General features: G+C 68.5%; 22 protein-coding genes, 1 tRNA gene and 1 pseudogene. 16 read left to right on the forward strand and 8 right to left on the reverse strand.

From position 1 onward, the window contains the following. Nucleotides 1-122 (reverse strand): annotated as a pseudogene (locus tag ON27_RS44570) (DNA (cytosine-5-)-methyltransferase); the annotation flags it as partial. A 335-nt stretch (nucleotides 123-457) separates the two neighbouring features. On the opposite strand from ON27_RS44570, the gene ON27_RS01240 reads away from it, so the two are divergent. The 5 genes from ON27_RS01240 (at nucleotide 458) to ON27_RS01260 (ending at nucleotide 8,489) form a co-directional block, all read left to right on the forward strand. Continuing rightward, the gene (locus ON27_RS01240; RefSeq protein ID WP_043718064.1) at nucleotides 458-1,708 is read left to right on the forward strand and encodes a KasA/KasB family beta-ketoacyl-ACP synthase; all 1,251 of its coding nucleotides are present in this window, start codon (nucleotides 458-460) and stop codon (nucleotides 1,706-1,708) included. A 111-nt stretch (nucleotides 1,709-1,819) separates the two neighbouring features. Further along, entirely contained in the window at nucleotides 1,820-3,745 is a 1,926-nt protein-coding gene (gene fadD32, locus ON27_RS01245) for a long-chain-fatty-acid--AMP ligase FadD32 (protein WP_086007411.1), read from the forward strand. 235 nt (nucleotides 3,746-3,980) lie between these two features. Continuing rightward, nucleotides 3,981-5,792 (forward strand): ABC transporter ATP-binding protein, encoded by a 1,812-nt coding sequence (locus ON27_RS01250; protein WP_043718068.1) that lies wholly within the window; start codon nucleotides 3,981-3,983, stop codon nucleotides 5,790-5,792. Between the two features lie 2 nt (nucleotides 5,793-5,794). Further along, nucleotides 5,795-7,825: an ABC transporter ATP-binding protein gene (locus tag ON27_RS01255; protein ID WP_043718070.1), complete on the forward strand. Its 2,031-nt coding sequence runs from the start codon at nucleotides 5,795-5,797 to the stop codon at nucleotides 7,823-7,825. A 49-nt stretch (nucleotides 7,826-7,874) separates the two neighbouring features. Next, a complete protein-coding gene (locus ON27_RS01260; RefSeq protein WP_083887321.1) occupies nucleotides 7,875-8,489 on the forward strand; it encodes a putative glycolipid-binding domain-containing protein in 615 nt (204 codons plus the stop codon). Nucleotides 8,490-8,674: 185 nt separating this feature from the next. On the opposite strand, the gene ON27_RS01265 is transcribed toward ON27_RS01260, so the two are convergent. Further along, nucleotides 8,675-9,625: a prephenate dehydrogenase gene (locus ON27_RS01265; RefSeq protein WP_043718074.1), complete on the reverse strand. Its 951-nt coding sequence runs from the start codon at nucleotides 9,623-9,625 to the stop codon at nucleotides 8,675-8,677. A gap of 58 nt (nucleotides 9,626-9,683) precedes the next feature. Here ON27_RS01265 and ON27_RS01270 point away from each other — a divergent pair, with 58 nt between their 5' ends. From ON27_RS01270 to ON27_RS01285, 4 genes are all read left to right on the forward strand, one after another. After that, complete coding sequence (locus ON27_RS01270; protein WP_043718077.1) at nucleotides 9,684-10,223, forward strand: tRNA adenosine deaminase-associated protein; 540 nt, start codon at nucleotides 9,684-9,686, stop codon at nucleotides 10,221-10,223. Between the two features lie 43 nt (nucleotides 10,224-10,266). Further along, complete coding sequence (locus ON27_RS01275) at nucleotides 10,267-10,701, forward strand: nucleoside deaminase (RefSeq protein WP_043718111.1); 435 nt, start codon at nucleotides 10,267-10,269, stop codon at nucleotides 10,699-10,701. A gap of 65 nt (nucleotides 10,702-10,766) precedes the next feature. Continuing rightward, nucleotides 10,767-10,854 (forward strand) — tRNA-Ser (locus ON27_RS01280). A 77-nt stretch (nucleotides 10,855-10,931) separates the two neighbouring features. Further along, entirely contained in the window at nucleotides 10,932-11,387 is a 456-nt protein-coding gene (locus ON27_RS01285) for a deaminase (protein ID WP_043718113.1), read from the forward strand. Between the two features lie 2 nt (nucleotides 11,388-11,389). Here ON27_RS01285 and ON27_RS01290 read toward each other — a convergent pair whose 3' ends face one another. The 5 genes from ON27_RS01290 to ON27_RS01310 all read right to left on the reverse strand — a co-directional run bounded on the left by ON27_RS01290 (nucleotide 11,390) and on the right by ON27_RS01310 (nucleotide 15,097). Beyond that, nucleotides 11,390-12,337, reverse strand: coding sequence for an antibiotic biosynthesis monooxygenase (locus ON27_RS01290; protein WP_043718081.1), 948 nt, complete (start codon nucleotides 12,335-12,337; stop codon nucleotides 11,390-11,392). Nucleotides 12,338-12,345: 8 nt separating this feature from the next. Further along, the gene (locus ON27_RS01295) at nucleotides 12,346-13,752 is read right to left on the reverse strand and encodes an amidohydrolase family protein (RefSeq protein ID WP_043718084.1); all 1,407 of its coding nucleotides are present in this window, start codon (nucleotides 13,750-13,752) and stop codon (nucleotides 12,346-12,348) included. A 52-nt stretch (nucleotides 13,753-13,804) separates the two neighbouring features. Next, nucleotides 13,805-14,422, reverse strand: coding sequence for a carboxymuconolactone decarboxylase family protein (locus ON27_RS01300; protein ID WP_043718087.1), 618 nt, complete (start codon nucleotides 14,420-14,422; stop codon nucleotides 13,805-13,807). A gap of 1 nt (nucleotide 14,423) precedes the next feature. After that, nucleotides 14,424-14,735, reverse strand: a complete 312-nt coding sequence (locus ON27_RS01305) for a carboxymuconolactone decarboxylase family protein (RefSeq protein ID WP_051046115.1) — start codon at nucleotides 14,733-14,735, stop codon at nucleotides 14,424-14,426. Between the two features lie 74 nt (nucleotides 14,736-14,809). Further along, on the reverse strand, nucleotides 14,810-15,097 hold the full coding sequence (locus ON27_RS01310) for a DUF6191 domain-containing protein (protein ID WP_043718090.1): 288 nt from the start codon (nucleotides 15,095-15,097) through the stop codon (nucleotides 14,810-14,812). A 153-nt stretch (nucleotides 15,098-15,250) separates the two neighbouring features. On the opposite strand from ON27_RS01310, the gene ON27_RS01315 reads away from it, so the two are divergent. Both ON27_RS01315 and ON27_RS01320 read left to right on the forward strand, forming a co-directional pair. Beyond that, complete coding sequence (locus tag ON27_RS01315; RefSeq protein WP_043718092.1) at nucleotides 15,251-15,451, forward strand: hypothetical protein; 201 nt, start codon at nucleotides 15,251-15,253, stop codon at nucleotides 15,449-15,451. 163 nt (nucleotides 15,452-15,614) lie between these two features. Next, complete coding sequence (locus ON27_RS01320) at nucleotides 15,615-15,869, forward strand: hypothetical protein (protein ID WP_245559742.1); 255 nt, start codon at nucleotides 15,615-15,617, stop codon at nucleotides 15,867-15,869. A 56-nt stretch (nucleotides 15,870-15,925) separates the two neighbouring features. Here the strand turns inward: ON27_RS01320 and ON27_RS01325 are convergent, their stop codons facing one another. Beyond that, a complete protein-coding gene (locus ON27_RS01325; RefSeq protein WP_043718095.1) occupies nucleotides 15,926-18,220 on the reverse strand; it encodes an MMPL family transporter in 2,295 nt (764 codons plus the stop codon). Nucleotides 18,221-18,423: 203 nt separating this feature from the next. On the opposite strand from ON27_RS01325, the gene ON27_RS01330 reads away from it, so the two are divergent. The 5 genes from ON27_RS01330 (at nucleotide 18,424) to tgt (ending at nucleotide 25,037) form a co-directional block, all read left to right on the forward strand. Further along, the gene (locus ON27_RS01330) at nucleotides 18,424-19,017 is read left to right on the forward strand and encodes a TetR/AcrR family transcriptional regulator (RefSeq protein ID WP_043718097.1); all 594 of its coding nucleotides are present in this window, start codon (nucleotides 18,424-18,426) and stop codon (nucleotides 19,015-19,017) included. 38 nt (nucleotides 19,018-19,055) lie between these two features. Continuing rightward, entirely contained in the window at nucleotides 19,056-19,559 is a 504-nt protein-coding gene (locus ON27_RS01335; RefSeq protein ID WP_043718099.1) for an RrF2 family transcriptional regulator, read from the forward strand. A gap of 87 nt (nucleotides 19,560-19,646) precedes the next feature. After that, nucleotides 19,647-21,380: an ABC transporter ATP-binding protein gene (locus tag ON27_RS01340; protein WP_043718103.1), complete on the forward strand. Its 1,734-nt coding sequence runs from the start codon at nucleotides 19,647-19,649 to the stop codon at nucleotides 21,378-21,380. Then, nucleotides 21,377-23,281: an ABC transporter ATP-binding protein gene (locus tag ON27_RS01345; protein WP_043718105.1), complete on the forward strand. Its 1,905-nt coding sequence runs from the start codon at nucleotides 21,377-21,379 to the stop codon at nucleotides 23,279-23,281. Before ON27_RS01340 ends, ON27_RS01345 begins: the two co-directional genes overlap by 4 nt. Nucleotides 23,282-23,801: 520 nt before the next feature. After that, nucleotides 23,802-25,037: a tRNA guanosine(34) transglycosylase Tgt gene (tgt, locus tag ON27_RS01350; RefSeq protein ID WP_043718106.1), complete on the forward strand. Its 1,236-nt coding sequence runs from the start codon at nucleotides 23,802-23,804 to the stop codon at nucleotides 25,035-25,037. Nucleotides 25,038-25,388: the final 351 nt, after the last annotated feature.

The raw sequence follows: 25,388 nt of genomic DNA on the forward strand, positions 1-25,388 counted from the left end.
GGAAAACGGGCGGCGAGCACGCCTTGGGCGCCGGGCTCGACCTCGCACAGCAGTTCGGTGTGCCAGCCGTGCCTGCCGAGGCCGAGCTCGAGTCCGCCGATCCCGGCGAACAGCCCGACCATCCGCGCGCCCGTCAACACCTTCCCTTTCTCGCGTCCACACCGGACGCCGCCCGCGCGTCCCGTGCCCGGGGAGCAGGTTACTCGAGTCGTCCGGGGCGATCCCCCAAGTAGGCGGCCATCGTCTCCGGCACCTGGTACCGTCCGCGTGTCACGCAGTGCGATCGGTGCGCGTTTCCAATAATGCACAGGGGTGGTCGCACACGGACGTGATGACCGGCCGTTTTGCCTGCGCTCCAGTGCCATCCGTGCGGGCCGCCCACCGTTCCGGGTGGCGCTCGCGCGTTGCTTTTGCTCGACGAAGTTTCCAGAGCGACGCTAGGGAAAGTGAGCGAAACATGCAGATGCCTTCCACGAAAAACGGACAGTTCCCCTCTGTCGTGGTGACCAGCCTCGCGGCGACCACGTCCATCGCGGGTGACGTGGATTCCACGTGGAAAGGCCTGCTCAACGGCGACAGCGGCATCGACGTCCTGGAAGACGATTTCATCGAGGAATTCGAGCTGCCGGTCCGCATCGGCGGGCATCTGAAGGTCCCGCCCGCTACGTATCTGGACGTGGCGGAGGCCCGCGGGCTCTCCTACGTGGAGCAACTGGCCCTCGTGCTCGGACGTGAGGTCTGGCGCAACGCGGGCAGCCCCGAGGTGGACAAGCACCGTCTGGGAGTCTCCGTCGGCACGGGCCTCGGCGGCGCCGAGGCGATGATCCACGCCCGGGACAAGCTGCACAACGGGGGCTACCGCAAGGTCTCGCCGTACACCGTCCAGGCCGTGATGCCGAACGGCGCCGCGGCCTGCGTCGCGGTGGAACTCAATGCGCGCGCCGGGGTGACCACGCCGGTGTCGGCCTGTTCATCCGGTGCGGAGGCGATCGCCAACGCGTGGCGGATGATCGTCATGGGCGACGCCGACATGGTGGTCACCGGTGGCGTGGAGGGTTCCATCCAGGCCCTGGCGATCGCGGCGTTCACCATGATGCGCGCCATGAGCACCCGCAACGACGCGCCGAAGTGCGCCTCACGCCCGTTCGACGCCGACCGCGACGGCTTCGTCTTCGGTGAGGCGGGCGCGCTGATGGTGCTGGAGACCGAGGAGCACGCCAAGGCGCGCGGCGCGACCATCCACGCCCGGCTGATGGGCGCGGGCATCACCTCCGACGGCTTCCACTTGGTCGCGCCGGACCCCGAGGGCACCGGCGCCGCGCGCGCGATGACGCGGGCGATGCGGACGGCCGGGCTGGCCGAGGGCGATGTCACGCACGTCAACGCGCACGCGACCGCCACCCCGATCGGCGACACGGCGGAGGCGCGGGCGATCCGTCAAGCGGTGGGCGACCACCCGTCGGTCTACGCGCCCAAATCGGCTCTCGGCCATTCCATCGGCGCGGTCGGTGCGCTCGAATCCGTGCTCACGGTGCTCACCGTGCGGGATGAGATCGTGCCGCCCACGCTGAATCTGGACAAGCTGGATCCCGAGATCGAATTGGATGTGGTGCGCGGCGGTTCCCGGCCCGGCCGTATCGATTACGCCCTGAACAACTCTTTCGGATTCGGCGGGCACAATGTGGCGCTCGCCTTCGGCCGCTATTGACCGCCAGGTGACCGGGACACCTGCTAGCCTTCCCGACGCTTCGTTATCGACCTGTGTTCGGTGTCATTGCACGGCCTGACTGTCTGTGCGCTGGAAAAGGATAAGGCGATGATCGACGAAACCTTCGACGACTATCTGGATGATCAGGGCAATATCGAGATCCGCGGGGACAAGACCCTGATCGACTTCGTCGACAAGCACAGCCTGGAGAACGGCGACGACCTCGCCTACCGCTTCATCGACTATTCCCGGGAACGGGACGGCGAATACCACGAACTGACCTGGCGGCAGTTCGGTGTGCGCCTGCGCGCGGTGGCGGCCCGGCTGCAACAGGTCACGCGGCCGGGCGACCGGGTGGCGATCCTCGCTCCGCAAGGGCTCGACTACGTCGTCTCGCTGTTCGCCGCGGTGTACGCCGGCAATATCGCGGTTCCGCTGTTCGATCCGGAGGAGCACGGCCACACCGACCGGCTGCACGCGGTGCTGGGCGACTGCACCCCCGTCGCGATCCTCACGGTGGGCTCCGCGGCCGGTGGCGTGCGCAAATTCTTCCGCCATCTGCCGCCGCCGCAGCGTCCGCGGATCATCGCGGTGGAGGCGATCCCGGACAGCGTCGGCGCCTCCTGGACGCGCCCGGACATCAACATCGACAGCATCGCCTACCTGCAGTACACCTCGGGGTCCACCCGGACACCCGCGGGCGTGGCGATCACCCATCGCGCCGTGGGCACGAATCTGCTGCAGATGATCGACGCCATCGGCGTCACCGAGCATTCCCGCGGGGTCACCTGGCTGCCGCTGTTCCACGACATGGGCCTGCTCTGCGTGATCCTGCCGACCGTCGGCGGCGGGTTCATCACCATCATGTCGCCGAGCGCGTTCGTGCGCCGTCCCTACCGCTGGATCAAGGAACTCGCCGCCGCCTCGGACGGCGCAGGGACCTTCGCCGCGGCGCCGAACTTCGCGTTCGAGCACGCCGCGGCGCGGGGCAAGCCCAAGCCGGGGGAGGAATTGGACCTCTCCAACGTGATCGGGCTGATCAACGGCAGCGAACCGGTCTCGGTGTCGTCGATGAAGAAGTTCAACGAGGCGTTCGCGCCGTACGGGCTGCCGGAGACGGCGATCAAGCCCTGCTACGGCATGGCCGAGGCCACGGTGTTCGTCTCGGCCACCCGGGCGCAGGACAAGGCGAAAGTGGTCTACGTCGACCGGACCGAGCTGAACGCGGGGCGGATGGTCGAGGTCGCCGCGGACGCCGACAACGCCATCGCCCAGGTGTCCTGCGGGTACGTCGCGCTGTCGCAGTGGGCGGTCATCGTCGACCCGGAGCACGGTACGGAGCGGGCCGACGGCGAAGTCGGCGAGATCTGGCTGCACGGCGCGAACATGGGCATCGGTTACTGGGGTCGTCCCGAGGAGACCGAAGCCACTTTCCGTGCCGAACTGGCCGCTCGCCTGCCCGAGGGCAGCCACGCGGAGGGCACGCCGCAGGATGCCAACTGGATGCGCACCGGCGATTTCGGCGCCTATCTCGACGGCGAGCTGTACATCACCGGCCGGGTCAAGGATCTGGTCATCGTCGACGGTCGCAATCACTATCCGCAGGATCTCGAGTTCTCCGCCCAGGAATCCAGCACGGCGCTGCGGCCCGGCTTCGTCGCGGCGTTCTCGGTGCCCGCCAACGAACTGCCCGCGCTCGTCTTCGAACAGGGCAGCCGCTCGGGCCTGGCGTTCGACGCCGAGGACACCTCGGAGCAGTTGGTGATCGTCGCCGAGCGCAACACCGGCGCCGGAAAACTCGAATCGGAGGCGGTGGCCGATCTGGTGCGGGCCGCGATCGCGCAGCGCCACGGCGTCACGGTCCGTGACGTGCTGCTGGTGCCCGCCGGTTCGATTCCGCGCACGTCCAGCGGCAAGATCGCCCGCCGGGCGTGCCGGGCGGCGTATCTGGAGGGCACGCTGCGCGGCGGCCACCAGCAGCAGGACTTCCCGGACGCGCCGCAGGAGTGGGAGTCCGAGACCGTGGTGGTCGGCTAGGCGAGTCCGGAGCCGCGCGGCTTGACCTCGAGGTCGCTTCAGGTTGTTGGCTGGGTGCGTGAGTGCCGAACCCGTTACCGCGCCGAGCGCACTGCCCAGCATGGACGCGTTCGCGCCGCCGAAAAATCGGTTGGTCGACGCACGCTGCGGTGCGACCCTGGAATGTCGGACCCCGATGCGAACATCACCAGGGGTCTCGCTCTCCGCCGCCAGTCACGTACCTCGAGGGGGAGTTTTGTCTGTCGCACTGGACGTTTCATCGGCCGAACCGGAGGCCGACAGAGCGGAGCGGCCCGCCGCCACGGGCCGCCTGCATTCCCTACGCCGATTCTGGCCGTATCTGCGACCGCATGTCGGAATCCTGCTTGCCGCCAGCGGACTCGCTCTGCTCGCCGGGCTGACGGCCGTCGTCCTCCCGCTGATGATCGCGCGGATCATCGACGGCCCGGTCGCCCACCGCGATTTCGCGGGCGTGCTGGGGCCGGTGGCCGTTGTCCTGGCGCTCGGCCTGCTGGAGGCCGGCGGGGTGTGGGGCCGCCGCTGGCTGATCGCCGCGCCCGCCACGAGCTTCGAGATAGCGTTGCGCGCCACAATCTTTCACAAGTTGCAGGCGCTGTCGATCGGTAGGCACGACGCCTGGGAGTCGGGACAGCTGCTGTCGCGCGCGATCGACGACCTGGCCACCATGCGCCGGTTCGTCTCCTTCGCGGGACCGTTCCTGCTCATCCACATGGTGATCATCCCGGTCGGCCTGATCGTGCTGATCGGGCTGAACCCGCCGATCGGCCTGATCTTCGCGGTCGTCTCGATCCCGCTGGTGATCATCTGCATCCGCTTCGAGCGCCGGTACGCGGTGGCCTCCCGGCGTTCGCAGGACCAGTCCGGTGACCTGGCCACCACGGCCGAGGAGTCGGCGCAGGGCGTGCGGGTGCTCAAAGCGTTCGGGCGCGGCGTGTTCTTCGGCCGCCGTTTCACCGCGCAGGCGCACGAGCTGCGGCAGACCGAACTGCTGAAAGCGCGCCTGGACGCCACGCTGTGGTCGAGCATGGTGAGCCTGCCGCAACTGGCCATCGCGTTCGCCCTCGGCTACGGCGGCTACGCGGTGGCGCACGGCACGATGACGCTCGGCACCTTGATCGCGGGCATCACGCTGGCGACCTTCCTGCAGTGGCCGATCATCTGGACCGGCTTCCTGCTCGCCGAACTGAACGACGCGCGCACCGCGGCCGATCGGTACTGGGAGATCATCGACACCCCCGTCGACATCACCGACCCGCCCGACCCGGTGGACCTGCCGGAGCAAATGCGGGGCGAATTGCGTTTGGAGGGGGTGCGTTTCGCCTTCCCGGACGCGGAAAGCGAAGTGCTGCGCGATGTGTCGCTGCGGGTGCGGCCCGGCGAGACAGTGGCGCTGGTCGGAGCCACGGGCAGCGGCAAGACGGCTCTGCTGAACCTGATCCCGCGCCTGTACGACGTGACCGGTGGCGCGATCACCGTCGACGGCATCGACATCGCGGCGATGCGGGTCGCCGACCTGCGCTCGCTGGTGTCGACCGCGTTCGAGGACCCGGTGCTGTTCTCCGCGAGCGTGCGGGAGAACGTCGCGCTCGGCGATCCGGCCGCCACGGACGCCGACGTGCGGCGCGCGCTGGAGGTCGCGCAGGCCACCGAGTTCGTGGACGAGCTGCCGTGGGGCTTGGACACCAGGATCGGCGAGCAGGGCCTGAGCCTGTCCGGTGGCCAGCGGCAGCGCCTCGCGCTGGCTCGCGCGGTGCTCACCGGCGCGAGCGGGGGCGAGCGCGGCCGGATCATGGTGCTCGACGATCCGTTGTCCGCGCTGGATGTGGAGACCGAGGAGCGGGTGCAGGCTCGCCTGCGCACCGTGCTGGCCGACGCGACGACGCTGCTGGTCGCGCATCGTCCGTCCACGGCGGCGCTGGCCGACCGGGTGGCGGTGCTGGCCGACGGCCGGATCGTCGCCGAGGGAACCCACGATCAACTGCTGCGTACCAGCAAGAGCTACCGCGAACTGATGGGAGGTGAGTAGCGATGACCACCCCGACCACTGTCCCGGAAGACGACGCGCCGGAGGCTGTCGCGACACCTACGGAAAAGGCGGCGGACTGGCGCGGCATCGCGGGCGAGGACAAAGAGGTCACCCAGACCGGAAACCTGGTGCTGGCCGGACGTTCCCGGCGGCTGCTGCTCGACCTGGTGAAGCCCTACCGCAAGCTCGCCGGGCTCGCGCTGGTGCTCATCGTGCTGGACAACGTCGCCATGGTGTCGGCGCCGCTGTTCGTCGCGCACGCGCTGGACACCGGCATCGCGCGCGGCGTGGCGGGAAACTGGGCACCGTTGACCTGGAGTGTGGCCGGTTACCTCGGCTCGGTCCTGCTCGGGGTGGTCTGCACGTTCTCCTTCCTGCGGGTGTCCGGCAGGCTCAGCCAGAGCGTGCTGTTCGACCTGCGCGTGCGGGCGTTCACGCATGTGCAGCGGCTCAGCGTCGCCTTTCACGAGAAGTACACCTCGGGCAAGGTGGTGGCGCGGCTCACCGGCGATATCGAGACGTTGCAGGAATTGCTGGAAAGCGCGCTCAACCAGGCGCTGAGCGCGATCCTGTCGGTGCTCACCATCGCGGCGCTGCTGATCTACCTCGACCAGGCGCTCGCCGCGATCGTGCTGGCCGGATTCGTCCCGCTGGTGCTGGTCACCCGCTGGGCGCAGCGCAGGCAGCGAGCGGGCTACCGCCGCACTCGCGCCGCGATCGCCAAGGTGGTCGTGCAGTTCGTGGAGTCGATGGGCGGCATGCGCGCGGTGCAGGCGTTCCGCCGTGAGCGGCGCAACGAGTCGGTGCTCGCGACCGAGGACGCCGAATACCGTCGCGCGACCACCGCGGCCATGCGCGGCATGGGTGACTACGCGGGCCTGACCAAATTGCTCGGCAACCTGACCACGTTGATCATCATCGTGGTCGGAGCGTGGCGGGTGATCGAGGGCGATCTCGCGGTCGGCGTGCTCGCGGCCTACCTGCTGTACCTCAACGAGTTCTATGGACCGCTGGACCAACTGGCGCAGGTGTTCAACGCCTACCAGTCCGCGGCGGCGGCGCTGGAGAAGATCTCCGGCGTGCTCGAAGAGCAGCCTTCGGTGCCCGAGCCCGCCGAGCCGGTGTCGCTGGAGAAGGCGTCCGGCGCGGTGCGGATGGAGCGGGTGTGGTTCGGCTACGCGAGCGCGCCCTCGGCTGATTCCGGTACCGGTGACTCCGGTGGTCCCTCCGTCGGCGATGAGGCGGGTCGGTCCGCCGGGGATTCCGCGCGCGATCCGGCCGCGCAGGATGCCCAGCCGGCGCCGTCCAGCGACGCGGGAACCTCCGGCACGCCCGATCGCCGGACCCGGCCGGTGCTGCCGGAGTTCACCCTGGAGATCCCGGCGGGACAGGTGATCGCGCTGGTGGGCGCGACCGGTGCGGGCAAATCGACGCTGGCGAAGCTGCTGACGCGGTTCTACGACCCCTCCGGCGGCGTGGTCACCCTGGACGGCGTCGACCTGCGCGACCTGTCCGACGCCGACCTGCGCCGCAACGTGGTCATGGTCACCCAGGAGTCCTACCTGTTCTCCGGTTCGGTGGCCGACAACATCCGGTTGGGCAGGCCGGAAGCCACCGACGAGGAGGTTTTCGCCGCGGCGCGCGCCGTCGGTCTGTACGACTTCGTGCGGGCGCTGCCCGAAGGCTTCGCCACCGACGTGCGCAAGCGCGGCGGCAGGCTGTCGGCCGGCCAGCGGCAGCTGGTCGCGTTCGCGCGGGTGTTCCTGGCCGATCCCGCCGTGATCGTGCTGGACGAGGCCACCTCCAGCCTGGACATTCCCAGCGAGCGGCTGGTACAGCGGGCGCTGGAGACCGTGCTGCGCGGCCGCACGGCGGTGATCATCGCGCACCGCTTGTCCACGGTGGCGATCGCGGACCGGGTGCTGGTGCTGGAGTCCGGCCGGATCGTCGAGGACGGCTCTCCGGAAGCCCTGATCGCGGGAACCGGCCGGTTCGCCGACCTGCACGCGGCATGGCGGCAGTCGCTCGTGTGATGGGCGGCGGTTGTGCGGGCCGGGGCTGGGCGTCGCTTACGGTAGATACGTGACGACCCCAGCCCCCGACCCCGAGAGCCCCGCCGCGAGTCCGCAGGAATCCCGGTGGCCGGCGATCCTCACCTGGCGCGCCCACGACGCGACGCGGATGGAGTCGGTGCGGGTGCAGCTCAACGGCAACCGCATCCGCGCCGCCGGGCGCATGATCGGCGGCGCGAGCGCGGAGCACCCGGCGTTCAGCGCGTCCTACGACCTGGTCACCGACGAGAACGGCGCGACGAAGCGGCTCTCGTTGCGGACCACGACGGCCGCCGGTGAACGGCACGCCTCGATCGCCCGCGACGAGGAGAACTACTGGCTCGTCGACGCGGGCGGCAATCACGTGCGCTCCACCTTCGCCGGCGCCCTCGACGTGGACGTGGTGCTCAGCCCGTTCTTCAACACCCTGCCCATCCGCCGCTACGACTTGCAGCACGCCGTCGAGGACGTTCAGGTCCCGGTGGTCTACGTGCGCCTGCCCGCCCTGCTGGTCCAGGAGGCCACGCTGATCTACAGCAGCGCCGCCGACGGCATCAGCGTGCTGTCGCCGGTCTCCAGCGCCACGGTCACGGTGGACGCCGACGGCTTCCTGCTGGACTACCCGGGCCTGGCGGAACGGATCTGACGCGACGTCACCGGCAACGGTTCGAGGCTGTCATCCGCGGTACGGCGCTGTCGCGTCGAGGGTGACGCGCGGAGGGCCGCATCGTCCAGTCCACGCCTCGGCGATGGGCCGGTGCGCGCACGCACTGCTACGGCTGACATTCGGAAGCGGACCTGCGATGACGCCGAGTCGGCGGCGGTGCGAGTTCAGCTCAGACGGGTGATGACGCCGCCGCGCGCACCGGCCGCCCGCAAGTTCTCCAGCCAATCGCGCTCGCCCGGGCGGACATCCGTGATCTCCCAGCGCCGCGCCGATTCGTAACGCCGTCGCGCGTCGTGCCCGGCCTCGACCAGATCCGCGAGTGTCCGCTCGGCGCGCAGACTGTCGCGAGCCGCGCCGAGCACGGTGAGTGTTTCGTCCAGAACTTCCAGCAGCGCGGTGGAATTCGGTTCGCAGATCGCGCGCACCAGATCGGGCGCGGTGCCCGCGACCCGGGTGCCGTCCCGGAACGACCCGGCCGCGAGACCGAGCGCGAGATCACCCCCCACGGCGCCCGCCAGCGCGAGTGCTTCGGCGAGCATGTGCGGAAGGTGCGAGATGCGGGCGACGGCGCGATCGTGCTCGGCCGCCGCCACCGGTACGACCACCGAGCCGCAGTCCAGCGCCAGCCGCACCACCCGGGTCCACGGGTCCACCCGGGCGCCCTCGTCCACGCCGACCGCCCACACCGCCTCGCGGAACAGCGCGGGATCGGTGGCCGCCCAGCCGGATTCGGCCGTGCCCGCCATCGGATGACCGCCGACGTACCGGTCGGCGAGACCGTGATCGCGTACGGCCGCCGCGACCGGCTCCTTCACGCTCACCACATCGGTGAGCGGGCACCGCGGCGCGTAGGTCGCGATCGCGGAGAGCAGGGGGTCGACCGCGGGCATCGGCACCGCGACGACGACCAGCGCGTCGGTCTGCGCGGCGCGGCGCAGCGCGCCGGGGAGGTCTTCGGTGACGTCGAATCCGTCGGTGCGAGCGGCCTGCGCCCCCGCCGCGGACCGGTTGTACCCCCACGCGTCATAGCCTGCGGCGATGGCCGCGCGCAGCAGCGACCCACCGATCAAACCGGTGCCGAGGACGCATACGGGTGCTTTCTTCGCCGAAGTCACCGGAACAGATTGGCATACGACTTCAACATTTCAGCTCGAGCAGACTACCGTTGCGGCCATGGCAGCACAGCGCTCGGGCACGAACAGGGCGGCGTCGGACGATTACGACGACGTGGAAGGGTTCGCAGTGGCGGTTGTCCGCGAAGAAGGCAAATGGCGGTGCAGTCCGCTGAGCCGGGACGCGCTCACCGATTTGTCCGCCGCGGAAAACGAACTGAAGGCTTTGCGCAGCTCCGGAGCGGTGTTCGGATTGCTCGACATCGACGACGAGTTCTTCATCGTGCTCCGGCCCGCGCCGAGCGGGACCCGGATGCTGGTGTCGGACGCCACGGCCGCGATCGATTACGACATCGCCGCCGACGTCCTGGAAGCCCTGAACGTGGAGATCCCCGACATCGACCCGGACGAGCTGGACGACGTCGAGCCGTGGGAGGAGGGCGACCTCGGCGTGCTCGCCGACCTCGGTCTGCCCGAACCGGTGCTGAGCGTCATCCTCGCCGAGACCGACCTCTACCCGGACGAGCAGCTCGGCATGATCGCCCAGCGTCTCGGCTTCGCCAACGAGCTTTCCGCGGTGCTGGACAAGCTGCCGCGCTGACGTGGCCGTCCTACCGAACGCCCCGATTCCGTCGGACGCCGACATGGTGCGCGTCGCCCTAGACGCCGCGGCGGCCGCCGGGGTGCGGGACGTGCCGGTCGGCGCGGTTGTATTCGACTCCTCGGGCCGAGAACTCGCACGCGCCGCGAACGCGCGCGAAGCGCTCGGCGATCCGACCGCGCACGCGGAGATCCTGGCGCTGCGCCGTGCCGCCGCGGTGCACGGCGACGGGTGGCGACTGGAGGGCGCGACCTTGGCCGTCACGCTGGAGCCGTGCACGATGTGCGCGGGCGCGCTGGTGCTCGCGCGGGTCGGCCGTCTGGTCTTCGGGGCGTGGGAGCCGAAGACCGGTGCGGTCGGGTCGCTGTGGGACGTGGTCCGCGACCGTCGGCTCAATCACCGCCCCCAGGTCCGCGGCGGCGTGCTCGAGGCCGAATGCGCGGCCTTGCTCGACACGTTCTTCCGAACCCAGCGCTGAGCCGGTGTTCGCGCAGGTCCTCTGGCGATTTAGCGATCCGGCGAAGGTCCGGTATGGTTGTCGGCGGTGGCGTGTCCGAGCGGCCTAAGGAGCACGCCTCGAAAGCGTGTGAGGGGTAACCCCCCTCCGAGGGTTCAAATCCCTCCGCCACCGCTCCAGCCCCTTACCTGTCAGCGCAGGTGAGGGGCTTTTCTCTGCATATGCGCCACCAGTCGAAGGAGGTCGACCCGATGACCGAGCCCGACCATCACTACTGGATGAACCGGGCGATCGAGCTCGCGCGGTTGTGCCCGGTGGCCGAGGGCGCGTTCTCGGTGGGCGCGGTGATCGTCGCCGACGGCGCGGAGATCGCGACGGGGTACTCGCGGGAGTCCGATCCCAAGGAGCATGCGGAGGAGGCCGCGCTCGGCAAGCTCGACCCGGACGATCCGCGGCTGGCGCGGGCCACGCTCTACAGCACGCTGGAGCCCTGTTCGGAGCGCGGGACGAAAGGCCGACTGCCGTGCACCGATCGGGTATTGCGGGCCGGAATCCCGGTCGTGGTGATCGCTTGGCGTGAGCCGTCCACGTTCGTCGTGAATTGCGTCGGTGTGGAGAAACTTCGGCAGGCCAGAGTGACGGTGCTCGAGCTGCCCGAACTGGCCGAGGCGGCGAAGTCGATGAACCGGCACCTCGATCTGTCCTGAATTCAGTCGTAGTCCCAGTACTGCAACCATCGCACCGACGCGAACAGCAGCAGCGTCAGCGCGTAGAACGCGACGACCACCGCTGCCCCGGCGACGCTTGTCCGCCGACCCGCGCCGTCGATCGGATCGAGCCACCGGCGGAACCGGCGCGCGACCGCGGGTGACAGGAAATAGCTCATCAGGCCCACGCTGACGATCTGGCTCAGCCACAGCGCCAGCCACGGTTGCGCGCCCAGCCGGTCCAGCACCGGCCCGAGGAAGCGCGACAGCACCATCACCGTCGGATACAGCACCAGCAGCACCAGCATGGCGGTCTTCCAGGTCGGCGTCATCCTGGTCCGGCCGCCGACCGTTCGCACCGTGGAGCCGAACGGCGTGGTGTGCGCGTCCACGGTGAAGTCCTCGATGAGTTTCGAGCGCAGTTCCGGCAGCGCGGCGGCGCGTTCTTCCGAGCGCATCCAGTCCGCCAACTGCCGTCCCGTACGGAATCGGAGCACCGAGAACCAGCGTGCGCCCTGGGACGGAAAAAGCGCGGCGCCCTCGAATCCCGGGAACCGCGAACTCGCCGCGACCAATCGCGCCTCCGCGGCGGTGAATTCGGCCTCCTTGTCGCGCGCGACGTGATGCCGGAACACGCCGATACCGGGCGGCGGGAGTTCGCCTTCGATGATGACCAGATCAGAACTCTTGCGGCGGAAGCCGAGCGATTCGCCCGCGGACAACGCTTCCGCGCGTTCGGCCGAGTCCAGGAATTCGTGCAGCGAGGGTTCGGAGCGAAAGGTGACGCTGAATCCCGGTTCCAGTAGCGCGTCCTCGGTCACCGCGATCGAGGAATGCGCGAATCCGCGCTTGGTTCGCGCTATTTCGGTCAACTGCGCCAACCAGGCGTGGAAAGCCGCGTCGTTCGCAGGCCGGTGAAAGACCGTGACGGCGGTGGCGGTGGCGTTCATCGCCGGCGTCAGCGGACGTCGATGCGACGGCCCTGCACGTACACCTCGGCGATCGCCGGTTCGCGCATGCCCATCAGCAGCGCGAACAGCGTCTGATCCCGGGCCAGCGCGGCGTCTTCGGACCGAAAGCCTTGTGCCAGAGTGCTTTCCAGCGCCGGAACGCGCGCCGGTTCGACGACGAGAAAATCGGCTTCCTTGCCGACATCGAAATTCCCGAACCGATTCTCCATGTCCAAGGCGCGCGCACCGGCCAGCGTTCCGGTGAACAGCATTTCCGCCGGATGCAGCGAGACGCCGTCCGCACCCGGCTCGGAGATGTGCACTTTGAACGCGGCCGACAGCACCTGCGGAATCAGCCATTCGTCGCCGCCGCCGTAATCGGTGCCCGCCGCTACCGTGACTCCGGAAGCGAGTGTTCGCTGCCACGGCATGGTGCCGGAGCCCAGGAACTGCTGCGAGACCGGGCAGTGCGCGACCGACGTGCCGGTTTCGGCCATCCGCCGCAGTTCGGCGTCCTGGCAGTGCACGCAGTGCGCGAGGATGCTGCGCCTGCCGAGCAGGCTCTTGCCGCCCATGGCCGAGCCGGGCAGGAACTTGCCGTCGTAGGTGTCGAGATAGCTGGTCACGCCGTACGCCTGCTTGGTGGCGTCGACCTCGCCGGTGCCGGGACGGTTGTTCTCGTTCAGGTGACTGTGGAAATAAACTCCGCGCTCGCGCACCGAATCGTAGAGCTCACCGAGTTCTTTCAAGGTCCGGCGGGTCACCGCCAGGGAAAAGCGCGGCACGATCGCCACGTGCAGCAGCGCCGTATCCACGTCACCGGTGTCGGCGGCATGCCATTTGCCGATCTCTTCGCTCGTCAGGCGGATGGCGTCGTCCTCGCTGGTGACCAGGGGCGCTGCCGAACACTCTCCCGTGGTCTGGATGCCGCGCCCGCTGACCATCCGCAGACCACGCCGCCGGGTCTCGGTGAACAGCGCGTCTTGCGCGTCCGGAAACGCCGAGCCGAAGACCATCGCCGCCGTGGTGCCCGCCGCGATGCGGCGCGCACAGAATTCGGCCGCCGCCAGTCGCGCGAATTCCGGCTCGGCATAGCGGGATTCCGCGGGATAGATGCACAATTCCAGCCATTCCAGCAGTTGGCCGCCGCCGTAGGCGTCCCCGGCGAAGGTCTGCGGGAAATGGACATGCGTGTCCACGAAACCGGGCAGCAGGAATCCGGGACGATGATCGAATACTGCTTCGTCACGGTATTCGGCCGGGATATCGGATCTCGCACCACAGTATGCGACGCGGCCGTCGTCGCCGATTATCAGAGCACCGTCCGGTGCCTCGACCAACGCCTCGGCCGCATCGCCGGCAGCGGGACTTCCGGCGATGTGAAAAATGTGCCCCAAGTGGACTTGGCTCACCATTCGAGGAGAACACAGATCCACCCGGCAAGCGAGCGGATAGATCGAAATGGAATCAGACGCCGCGGGAGAACAAGGTGACCGGCGGCGGCATGCGGTATCCGGCGAGTTTGATGAAGCGAGCGCCCACGCTGCGCTGTCTGCCCTCCAGCGGGCCGGCTCCGACGGTGTTCATCATCCGGTTGATCACGTTGAAGCAGGTGCCCACCCAGACCGCCTCGTCGAACGCCTCCCGGGAGACGCCCGCCAGCCGGACCAGCGCGGCGTCCTCGGGCGTCAATCCGCCTGGATCCCGGGCCATTTTCGCGAGGAATCCCAGCATGACGCGCGCTTCGGGACGCAGCGGGGAGTCCACGCCGTCGGCCAGCGCGCGCGTCACCACGTCGGCGTGGACGTACGCGCCCGCGATCGCCTCGTGTGAGGTGGCGCAGAACGGGCACTCGTTGGCCTGGGAGGTGTGCGTCGCGAAGATCTCGCGTTCGGCCACGGTCCAGTACGACGGTCCGCGCATGGCGTCCTGGATCAGCTGCGACAGCGGCGAGCCGAAGAACCGATGCCGGTAGAACAGCACTTTGAGCACGGCGGGGACCTCGACGCCGCTGAAGCGGCGCATGGTCCACAACACGAACCTGGTCGGCCGGTCGTGCCCGGATCGGACTGCTTCGAGCCACATTTCAGTGCCCCTCCCATGCCAGGCGCGCGGCGCGCAGGCGCCGGTCGGCCGCGCCGTAGGCGGCGAGCGCGGTCGCCTCGAAGATCTCGTCGTCGGTGTGCCCGGCCGCCCGCAGCGCCGCGATCCGGTCCTCGGTGACCCGGTAGGACCGCTCGGCCACCAGCTCGGCGAAGGCGGCGAGTTCGGGCGGGACGTCGCCGTCCGAGTCGGACGTCCCGGCGGCTCCGGCTCGCAGGGCGCGGCGGACCGCACTCGACAGCCGTCCGGGCGCGGATTCGAGGTGCTCGCCGAAGCGCTGCCATTTCTCATTCATCGACCCACCCATGGGCCCATTCTGGCGGAGCCGCGCCGCCTTCGCCGAGGATCGCGGGCGCGCAGCGTAGATCGCTACCGGCGCGGGTCCTGGCGCAGCACCACCGTGCGGCGCTCCAAGTCGAGGCCGACCAGCGGCGGCGCGCCCTGGTCCTGCTCGTCCCGCAGCATGGACACCGATTCGCGGTGATCCAGCTCCATGCGCTTGGTGGGGTAGAACAGCGCGGTGAACTCGTCGGTGAACGTGCCGGAGATCGGGGTGCGGCGGCGTCTGCGGCGCTTGTTCACGGTCAGCTCGTAGACCGCCACCAGCACGAGCAGGATCACCCAGCCGGGGATCGACCATTGCAGCACCGATGCCATGACCCGACGCTAGCAGCGGATTCGAAAATGCTCTGTTTCGCCGCGGGTAACCCGCCCGATCCGGGGTATACGCCCGATACGGAAAGTGCGGGAAGGACGCGATGCCAGATGCGCCGTCGGACAATCCGCGCGGGAACGATGCGCGAGAGAAACATGAGAATCGGAAGTGTAATCGTCTTGATCTGGTTGCTGATCGGCGTGATCGCCGCAGCACAACGCCACTATTTCGACAGCGGACCGGTCAACTGCGCCGGTTTCGGCACCATCGTGGTCACGGTGATCTCGGGCCCGCTCAACTACATGGGCGTGAACCCGAAGATCGCGGATTGCAATGTCCCGCAACCGAGCCCGTAAATAGAGGCGGGTGACGACGGACGGCCGGGTATGTGCGCCACCCGGCCGTCCGTTCTTCGTGCGCCCGGCCGGGCGACCTGTTCGGTCTGCCCGGTCCGGTGGGATAACCGCGGGGAAGCCGGGTATCTCCCGCGGACGGGGGAGCACGGAAGGAACCGATGCGATGCGTGATTACGAATCTCGTGCGCGTGCCAGGCGCGCCCCTGGCGCCGGCTCTCGGCTGTTCGGGTTCCTGCTGATGGCCTGGCTGGCGATCGGATTGCTGGCGGCCGGGCAGCGGCACTATTTCGACAGCGGCCCCCCGATCAACTGTGCCGGTTGGGGCACGATCGGCCTCACCGCGCTCGCGGGGCCGCTCAACTACGTCGGCGTGAATCCCAAGGTGGGCGCCTGCGACATGCCACAACCGAGCCAGTGAAAGCACTCGGCCCCGCACCCTGGTTCCGGGTGCGAGGCCGAGTCACTGTGCGCGGATCAGCTGACGCCGACCGGCTCCTTCGACAGCTGGACCGAACGCTGCTGCAGCTCACGCAGCTTCGCGCCCTCGACGTCGATGTCGGGCAGGATGCGATCGAGCCACTTCGGCATCCACCACGCCCACTTGCCCATCAGCACCAGCAGCGACGGGATCAGCACCATCCGGACCACGAACGCGTCCAGCAGCACGCCGACCGCCAGCGCGAAGCCCATGGACTTGGCCGTCACGTCGGTTTCCATCAGGAAGGAGCCGAACACCGAGATCATGATGATCGCCGCCGCGGTCACGACGCGTGCGCCGTGGTGGTAACCGGCGACCACCGCCTCCGTCGGCGACTTGCCGTGGACGAACTCCTCGCGCATCCGGGTCACCAGGAACACCTGGTAGTCCATCGCCAGACCGAACACCAGACCGATCAGCATGATCGGCAGGAAGCTGACCAGCGGATGCGGATCCTCGATCAGGCCCAGCGCGCCCTCCTGGAAGATCAGCACCGTCGCGCCGAAGGTGGCGGCCATTGACAGCAGGAACCCGAGCGCCGCGGTGAGCGGCACCAGGATCGACCGGAACACCAGGATCAGCAGGACGAACGCGGCGCCTGCCACGATCGCCAGGTACGGCACGATCTTGCTGAGCAGCACGTGGTCGATGTCGGCGTAGATCGCCGTGGTACCGGTGACGCCGTACTCGATGCCGTACTCGGCCTGCAGCGCGCCCTCGGCCTCCCGGGCGTCCTGCACCAGGTCCTTGGTGGCCTGGTTGTTCGGGCCCGACTTCGGGACGCCGTCCAGCAGCGCGCCCGCCTTGTCCTCGCTCCACTGCGGGGCGGTCACGTAGTCCATGCCCGGGTAGGACGCGAGCTTGGTGCGCAGAGCCTCGACCGCCGCGTCCCGGTTCTCGGCGGGGACGCCGGTCAGGTCGACGGCCACGTTCAGAATGCCGTTGCTGCCTTCGCCGAAGCCCTCGGTGCGCAGCTCGTAGGCTTTGCGGACGGTGGAGGTCTTCGGCATGCTGTCCTCGCCGGGCAGACCGAGATTCAGACCGGCCGCCGGGGCGGCCAGCGCGCCGAGCACCACGACGCTCAGGACGAGAGCGGCCCACGGCGCCTTGCCGATCAGCCTGCCGAAGCGCATGCCGTTGGTGACCGAGTTGTCGTCCTCGGGGTCGTGCTTGGCCACCAAGGGCAGCTTCGGCTTGAACAGGAAGCGGCCGAACGCGCCGAGCAGCGCCGGCATCAGGGTGATCGCGGTGAGCACCGCGAACGCGGCGGCGATCGCGCCGCCCAGCCCCATGAATGTCATGAACTTCACGCCGACGACGCTCAGGCCAGCGAGGGCGATGATGACCGTCAGGCCGGCGAACACCACCGCGGAGCCCGCGGTGCCGAGCGCGCTGCCCGCGGCTTCTTCCGGCGAGTCCTGCACCGCCAGTTCGTGCTTGTACCTGGACACGATGAACAGCGCGTAGTCGATGGACAACGCGATGCCGATCATCGAGGCGAGGAACGTGGTGAAGCTGGGCACCTCGATCACCGAGGTACCGACCATGATCAGCGAGGTGGCCGCGCCGAGGCCGACGATCGCGGTGACGATGGGCACGAACGCGGCGATGAGCGCGCCGAACGCGACGATCATCACGACCAGCGCGACGGCCATGCCGATCATCTCGGACTTGCCGCTGGGGCCTTCCTGTTTCTGCGCGATCGACCCGCTCATCTCGACCGTGAGCCCGGCGTTGCGCGCGTCGGCGGCGACGTCGTAGGCCGCCGCGCGATCCTCGTCGGTCACATCGGAGAACGTCTTGATCGTGAACGGGACGTTGATCACCGCCACGGTCTCCGGGGCGGTCTTGCTGAGCACGTTCAGCGGGGCGCCGCTGCACTGCGCCGGGTCGGGGTCGGCCAGGCAGCCCATCTGCTCGGCGGCTTCGATCGGATCGACGACCGGCTTGCTGTGATCGACGATGTCGAGCTGGCCGAGCTTGGCGATGAACGCGTCCAGAGCCGCACGGTTGGCCGGGTCGGTCAGCTTCTGCCCCTCGGGCGAGCGCGCGACGTAGGTGCCGGTGACCGCGTCGAATTTGAACGCGGCGGACGCGCCGGGGAAGTGCTTGTCGAGGATTTCGTTGGCGCGTTCGGAGGGCAGGTTCGGCAAGCTGAAGTCGTCGGTCATCGGCTTGCTGAGCTGCGCGCCCAAGCCACCGAGGAGCACGAACAAGACGAGCCAGACGGGAAGCACTATCCACTTCCGGCGGAAGGCGAACTTCCCCCATCTGTACAGATAAACGGACACGAGTGGTTACTCCTAGCGATGACTGGGACCGTGCTGGTTCTGCGTGTAGACAGCACTCGCGGGGGTGCCCTGCCTGCCTCCGCCTCCACTGACGCTTTCTGCCTACCGTGCGGTAGGTAGACTACCCAGGAGCTAAGCGGAGGTACAACCTCTATTCTGCAGGCGACCTTCGCTCGATGCGAAGGTGATGAGAGGATCATCGAATGGCTGTGCGTGACGCACCCGGCGCTGTCGCCGCAGGTGGAGGCACTAAAATCGCGATTCGGGACGCCGCGGTGAAGCTGTTCGGGGCGAAAGGATTCGAGCAGACCAGCCTGCGCGAGGTCGCGGATGCGGTAGGAATCACAAAGGCGTCGCTCTACTATCACTACGCGTCGAAGCTCGATCTGCTATTGGCGATCATCGACCCGATCGTCGATCACATGCGTTCGGTCGTGGTCGGCCTCGACCAGGTGCCACACGACGCCGAGAACATCCGCCAAGTGCTGCGCAGGTATCTGCGCGGCCTGATCCACCACCGCGACGCCGGAGCGCTGGTCGTGCGCGACACCGTGGCGATCGTCAACATCATGGCCGACCGTTATCCGGATCTGATGAACGCCAGCAATGCGCTGCGCGAATGGCTGGCCGGTCCGGACGCCACCGAGGAGGCGCGGTTGCGCGCCTGCGCCGCGCTCGAGGTGATCGGCGTGGCGCTGGTGTCCAAGGAACTCGTGCCTGGCGCGGACGACGCGCTGGTGGAATCGTCACTGCTGGACGCCGCGACCTGCGTGCTGGCAGGCGGCGGCGCCGCGTAGATTCGACTGATCCCACCTCGACGCCAGGAGTCACCGCTGTGCACATCACCGCGAAGGTCGATTACGCGGTGCGGACGCTGCTCGAGATCGCCGGTGCGCCGCGGCTGGACGAGTCCGTGGCCGGGCTCGGCGCGCCTCTCGTGCGCGCAGCTCCCGTGGTGAAGGCCGAAGCGATCGCCACCGCCCAGCGGATCCCACCCAAAGTGCTCGAGTCCGTACTGGGCGAACTGCGCCGGGCCGATCTGCTGATCAGCAGGCGCGGTCCGGACGGCGGCTACTGGCTGGCCAGGCCCGCCGCCGAGATATCCATCGCCGACGTGATCCGCGCGATCGAGGGACCGCTCGCCTCGGTGCGCGGCGCGCGCCCGGAAGACGTCCGCTATCCCGGCGCGGCCGAGCCGTTGCAGCGGGTGTGGATCGCGCTGCGGGTCAATATCCGTGCGGTGCTGGAGAACGTCACCATCGCCGACATCGCGAGCGACCAGCTGCCCGGATTCGTCGACGCGCTCACCGAGGACCCCGGCGCCTGGGCGCGCCGCTAGCTCCGCGCACCCCCGACGGGAGGCATAAATGCAGGTCAAGAAACCCCACGACGTGTCACGCCGACAGCCGGTAGCCTGCGATTCATCATGCTGACCAGACTGCTTCGCACGCATCTCCAGCCTTACCGCGCCCAACTGGCGGGGGTCGTTGTGCTTCAGCTGATCTCCGTCATCGCGATGCTGTATCTGCCGAGCCTGAACGCGGACCTGATCGACAACGGCGTCACCAAGGGTGATCTCGGCTACATCTGGACCACTGGCTTGTGGATGCTGGTGGTGACGGGTGTGCAGATCGTCGCGTCGGCGGCCTCGGTCTATCTCGGCGCCCAAGCGGCCATGGGCGCGGGGCGCGATCTGCGCGGCGCGCTGCTGCACCGCGTCGGCACGTTCTCCGCGCGCGAAGTGGGGATGTTCGGCGCGCCCTCGCTGATCACCCGCAATACCAACGACATTCAGCAGGTCCAGCTGCTCATCGTGATGTCGGCGACCATCCTGGTGATGGCGCCGATCATGTGCGTGGGCGGGATCATCATGGCGTTGCGCGAGGACCTCGGCCTGTCCTGGCTGCTGCTGATCGCGGTGCCCGCGCTCGGGCTTTCGATGGGCGTGCTGATCTCCCGGATGGTGCCCGGCTTCCGCGACATGCAGGCCAGGATCGACGAGGTGAACAGGGTGCTGCGCGAGCAGATCACCGGTATTCGCGTGGTCCGGGCTTTCGTGCGGGAACGGCAGGAGACCTGGCGGTTCGGCCTGGCCAACACCGAACTCACCGACACCGCGCTGCGCGTCGGCCGGTTGATGGCGCTGATGTTCCCGACCGTGATGCTGATCAGCAATGTCACCGCGGTGGCAGTGATCTGGTTCGGCGGCCGCGCGATCGACGCCGGGCACATGCAGATCGGTTCGCTCACCGCGCTGCTGTCCTACATCATGCAGATCCTGATGGCCGTGATGATGGCCTCGTTCCTGGCCATGATGGCGCCGCGCGCCGCGGTGTCCGCCGACCGGATCGGCGAGGTGCTCGACACCGAGTCCTCGGTCCACCCGCCACGTCTGCCGCAGCCGTTCACCGACGACCCGGCTGTCGTGGACGTCCAGTTCGCCGAATTCGCCTTCCCCGGCGCGGAGAAACCGGTGCTGAAGGCCATCCGGTTCCAGGCCCGCCCCGGCACCACCACCGCGATCGTCGGCTCCACGGGCGCGGGCAAGACCACGCTGGTCAACCTCATCCCACGGCTGATGGACGTCACCGACGGCGCGGTCTACCTCGGCGGTACGGACGTCCGCCACATCGACCTCGAGGTGCTGCGCGCGCAGATCGGGCTGGTCCCGCAGAAGGCGTACCTCTTCTCCGGCACGATCGCGAGCAATCTGCGCTACGGCAATCCGCAGGCCACCGACGATGAGCTGTGGCATGCGCTGGAGATCGCGCAGGCCGCCGATTTCGTCCGCGAGATGCCGCAGGGTCTGCAGACCCCCGTCGCCCAAGGCGGCACCACCGTGTCCGGAGGTCAGCGTCAGCGGCTCGCCATCGCGCGTGCGCTGGTGAAGCGGCCGCGGGTCTACCTGTTCGACGACTCGTTCTCCGCGCTCGACGTCGCCACCGACGCCAGGCTGCGCGAGGCGCTGAAGCCGGAGACCGCCGACGCCTCGGTCATCATCGTCGCGCAGCGCATCGCCACGATCCGGGACGCGGATCAGATCGTGGTACTCGAAGACGGCGCGATGGCGGGTGTCGGCACCCACGAGCAGCTCATGCGCGACTGCGGGGAGTACCGGGAGATCGTCGAGTCGCAACTGAGTGCCGAGGAGGCGCGATGAGACCCGGAATGCCGAGCCCCGGAGCGCCGGACAGCAAAGCGAAATCGTTCGCGCCGTCGCTCGAGAGGTTGTTGCGCAGGCTCGCGCCGGAGCGGTTCTATGTCGGGCTGATCGTCGCGCTCGTCATCGTCTCGGTGGTGCTGAACACCCTCGGCCCCTACATCCTCGGCAAGGCGACCAATCTGGTCTTCGACGGCGTGGTCGGCAAACAGCTGCCGCCCGGTGTGACCAAGGACCAAGCCATCGACGCCCTGCGTGCCGAAGGCGACAACACCTTCGCCGACATGCTCGGCGCCATGGACGTGGTGCCCGGTGTCGGTGTGGACTTCGGTGCGGTGGGCCGGGTCCTCGCTCTGGTGCTCGCGCTGTACATCGGCGCCGCCGTCTTCGGATGGTTACAGGGCTACCTGCTCAACATCGTGATCAATCGGACGGTGAAGCGGCTGCGCAGCGACGTCGAGGACAAGATCCATCGGCTTCCGCTGCGCTATTTCGACACCGCGCCCCGCGGCGACGTGCTCAGCCGCGTGACCAACGACGTGGACAACGTCTCCCAGAGCCTGCAGCAGACCATGAGCCAACTGCTCATCTCGGTCTTCTCGGTGCTCGGCATCCTGGTCATGATGTTCTGGATCTCGTGGGTGCTCGCGGTGATCGCGCTGCTCACCGTGCCCGCCGCCATCGTGGTCACCGCGCAGATCGCGAAACGGTCCAAGCCGCACTTCGTCGACCAGTGGAAGTACACCGGCCTGGTCAACGCCCAGGTGGAGGAGGCCTTCACCGGGCACGAGGTGGTCACCGCGTTCGGCCGCAACCGCGAGGTCGGCAAGGAATTCGACCAGCGCAACGAGCGGCTCTACCAGGCCAGCTTCCAAGCGCAGTTCATCTCGGGCCTGATCATGCCTGCGGTCATGTTCCTCGGGAACGTGAACTTCGTGCTGGTCGCGCTGGTCGGCGGCCTCAAAGTGGCCACCGGCAGCCTCTCGCTCGGGGACGTGCAGGCGTTCATCCAGTACTCCCGCCAGTTCAGTCAGCCGCTGACCCAGCTCGGCGCGATGGCCAACCTGCTGCAGTCCGGTGTGGCCTCGGCCGAGCGGATCTTCGAGATCCTCGACGCCGAGGAACAGAGCCCGGACCCGGTGATGGCCGACGCGCGCCCGGTCGACCGCGGCCGAGTGGAGTTCGAGGCCGTCTCGTTCCGCTACGAACCCGACAAGCCGGTGATCGAGCGACTCTCCTTGGTGGCCGAGCCCGGCCACGTGGTCGCCATCGTCGGCCCGACCGGCGCGGGCAAGACCACCCTGGTGAACCTGCTCATGCGGTTCTACGAACTGGACGCGGGCACGATCACGGTCGACGGCGTCGACATCACCGAGATGACCCGCGACTACCTGCGCTCGCGCATCGGCATGGTCCTGCAGGACACCTGGTTGTTCCGCGGCACCATCCGGGAGAACATCGCCTACGGCAACCCCAACGCGAGCGAGAAGGACATCCTCGCCGCGGCCCGCGCCGCCTACGTCGACCGTTTCGTGCACGCGCTGCCCGACGGCTACGACACGATCATCGACGAGGAGGGCTCCGGCGTCAGCGCGGGCGAGAAGCAGCTGATCACCATCGCGCGCGCGTTCCTCGCCCAGCCGTCCATCCTCATCCTGGACGAGGCGACCAGCTCGGTGGACACCCGCACCGAGCTGCTGGTGCAGCATGCCACCGCCGCACTGCGCCGCGACCGGACCAGCTTCGTCATCGCCCACCGCCTGTCCACCATCCGCGACGCCGACCTGATCGTCGTCATGGAAGCGGGACGGATCGTGGAACACGGCTCGCACGAACGCTTGCTCGCGGAACGGGGGGCGTACTACCGGTTGTACAACGCCCAGTTCGCGGGGGTTGTGTGATTTGGCCGCGACTGTGTCTGATTTGCAGCGCCTGCGGCGCTGCGTGTTCGCGGCCCCCTGGTGGCTCGCGTCCGAGCGACCACCGCTGGCGACTTCGTCGCGGACGCGGCGGCCGCTCGGACGCGAGCCGGGCCGCGAACGGCGGATGTTCGGTCTCGCTTCGCTCGAAACTTGGAGTTGAGGTGCGCTGAGCGCGTCAGGTGGTGATCACGCGAGCGTGGGTTTGCCGTTGGCGGCCGCCGCTTGCTTCTTCGGCGTGTGTGCGGCGGCTGTGCGCACGCGAGCCGAGTTCGCGCATCGGGCATGTTCGGTCTCGCTTCGGTCGATGCCGGGGGCTGAGCCGGTGGGGTCGCGGGAGGGGGCGACTTCGTTCCGGTGATTGTCACGCGCGTGGGTTCTGCTGGCGATTGCCGTGTACGCGTTATCGGGATGAGTCGGCTCAGTGTGTCGCGGGTGCGCGGGGATCGCGGGATCGGTGGCCTTGTGTCGTCCGCGATCGGCGGACTGCGAGGATAGCGGGGTGTCCGGTCCCGAATCCTTTTCCTTCACCGTCGGTGCGCGCTTGGACGGGCGGCACGGCCGATCCGGGGTGATCGCCACGCCGCACGGGTCGATCGCCACGCCCGCCTTCGTTCCGGTGGGCACCAAGGCGACGGTCAAGGCGGTGCTGCCGGAAACCATGCGGGATCTGGGCGCTCAGGCGCTGCTGGCCAACGCCTACCACCTCTATCTGCAGCCGGGCGCCGACATCGTGGACGAGGCAGGCGGGCTCGGCGCGTTCATGAACTGGGCGGGGCCCACCTTCACCGACAGCGGCGGATTCCAGGTGATGTCGCTGGGCGTCGGCTTCAAGAAGGTGCTGGCGATGGAAGCGGTCGACGTCCGCAGCGACGAGGTGATCGCACCCGGCAAAGAACGGCTGGCCACCGTGGACGACGACGGGGTCACGTTCCGCTCCCACCTGGACGGCTCCACGCATCGGTTCACCCCCGAGGTGTCCATGGGCATCCAGCACCAGCTCGGCGCCGACATCATGTTCGCGTTCGACGAACTCACCACGCTGCTCAACACTCGGGCCTACCAGGAACGATCCGTGCAGCGCACACACGAGTGGGCGCAGCGCTGCATCGACGAGCACGAGCGGTTGACCGCCGCCCGCACGCACCGCCCGTACCAGGCGCTGTTCGCCGTGGTGCAAGGCGCGCAGTACGAGGATCTGCGGCGCAAGGCATGTCGCGGGCTGGAATCGATTCGCGGAAGCGCGGGAACCGAATTCGACGGTTACGGCATCGGCGGCGCACTGGAGAAGCACAATCTGGGCGCCATCGTCGGGTGGTGCTGTGACGAACTGCCCGAGGACAAGCCGCGGCACATGCTGGGCATCAGCGAACCGGAAGACGTCTTCACCGCCATCGAGAACGGCGCGGACACCTTCGACTGCGTGAACCCCTCCCGGGTCGCCCGCAACGCCGCCATCTACTCCGACACCGGCCGGTGGAACATCAACACCAGCCGCTTCCGGCGCGACTTCACCCCGATCGACGAGAACTGCGACTGCTACACCTGCGCCAACTACACACGCGCCTACATCCATCACCTGTTCAAGGCGAAGGAAATGCTCGCGGCCACGTTGTGCACCATCCACAACGAGCGCTTCACCATCCGCTTGGTCGACCGCATCCGGCACAGCATCGAGGGCGGGTACTTCGACGAGCACAAGGCCGAGACACTGGGTCGTTGGGGACGCTGTGTTTGATTTGCCGCGCCTTCGGCGCGGCGTGTTCGCGGCCCCTTTGTGGCTCGCGTCCGAGCGGCCGCCGCTGGCGACTGCGTCGCGGACGCGGCGGCCGCTCGGACGCGAGCCGGGCCGCGAACGGCGGATGTTCGGTCTCGCTTCGCTCGAAACCTGGGGTTGGGGTGCGCTGGGCGCGTTGGGCGGTGATCGCACTCCCTTGGTGCGCGATACCGCTGCCATAACCTTTGGCGCTGCTGCCTTGCTGCCTAGTCACGGCCGCTCAGGACTGAGGTCCCGAGCGAGCGCCGCTGGCGACTGCGTCGCGGACGCGGCGGCCGCTCGGACGCGAGCCGGGCCGCGAACGGGCAATGC

The sequence above is a fragment of the Nocardia asiatica NBRC 100129 genome (genome assembly GCF_000308415.1).
Classification (GTDB): Bacteria; Actinomycetota; Actinomycetes; order Mycobacteriales; family Mycobacteriaceae; genus Nocardia; species Nocardia asiatica.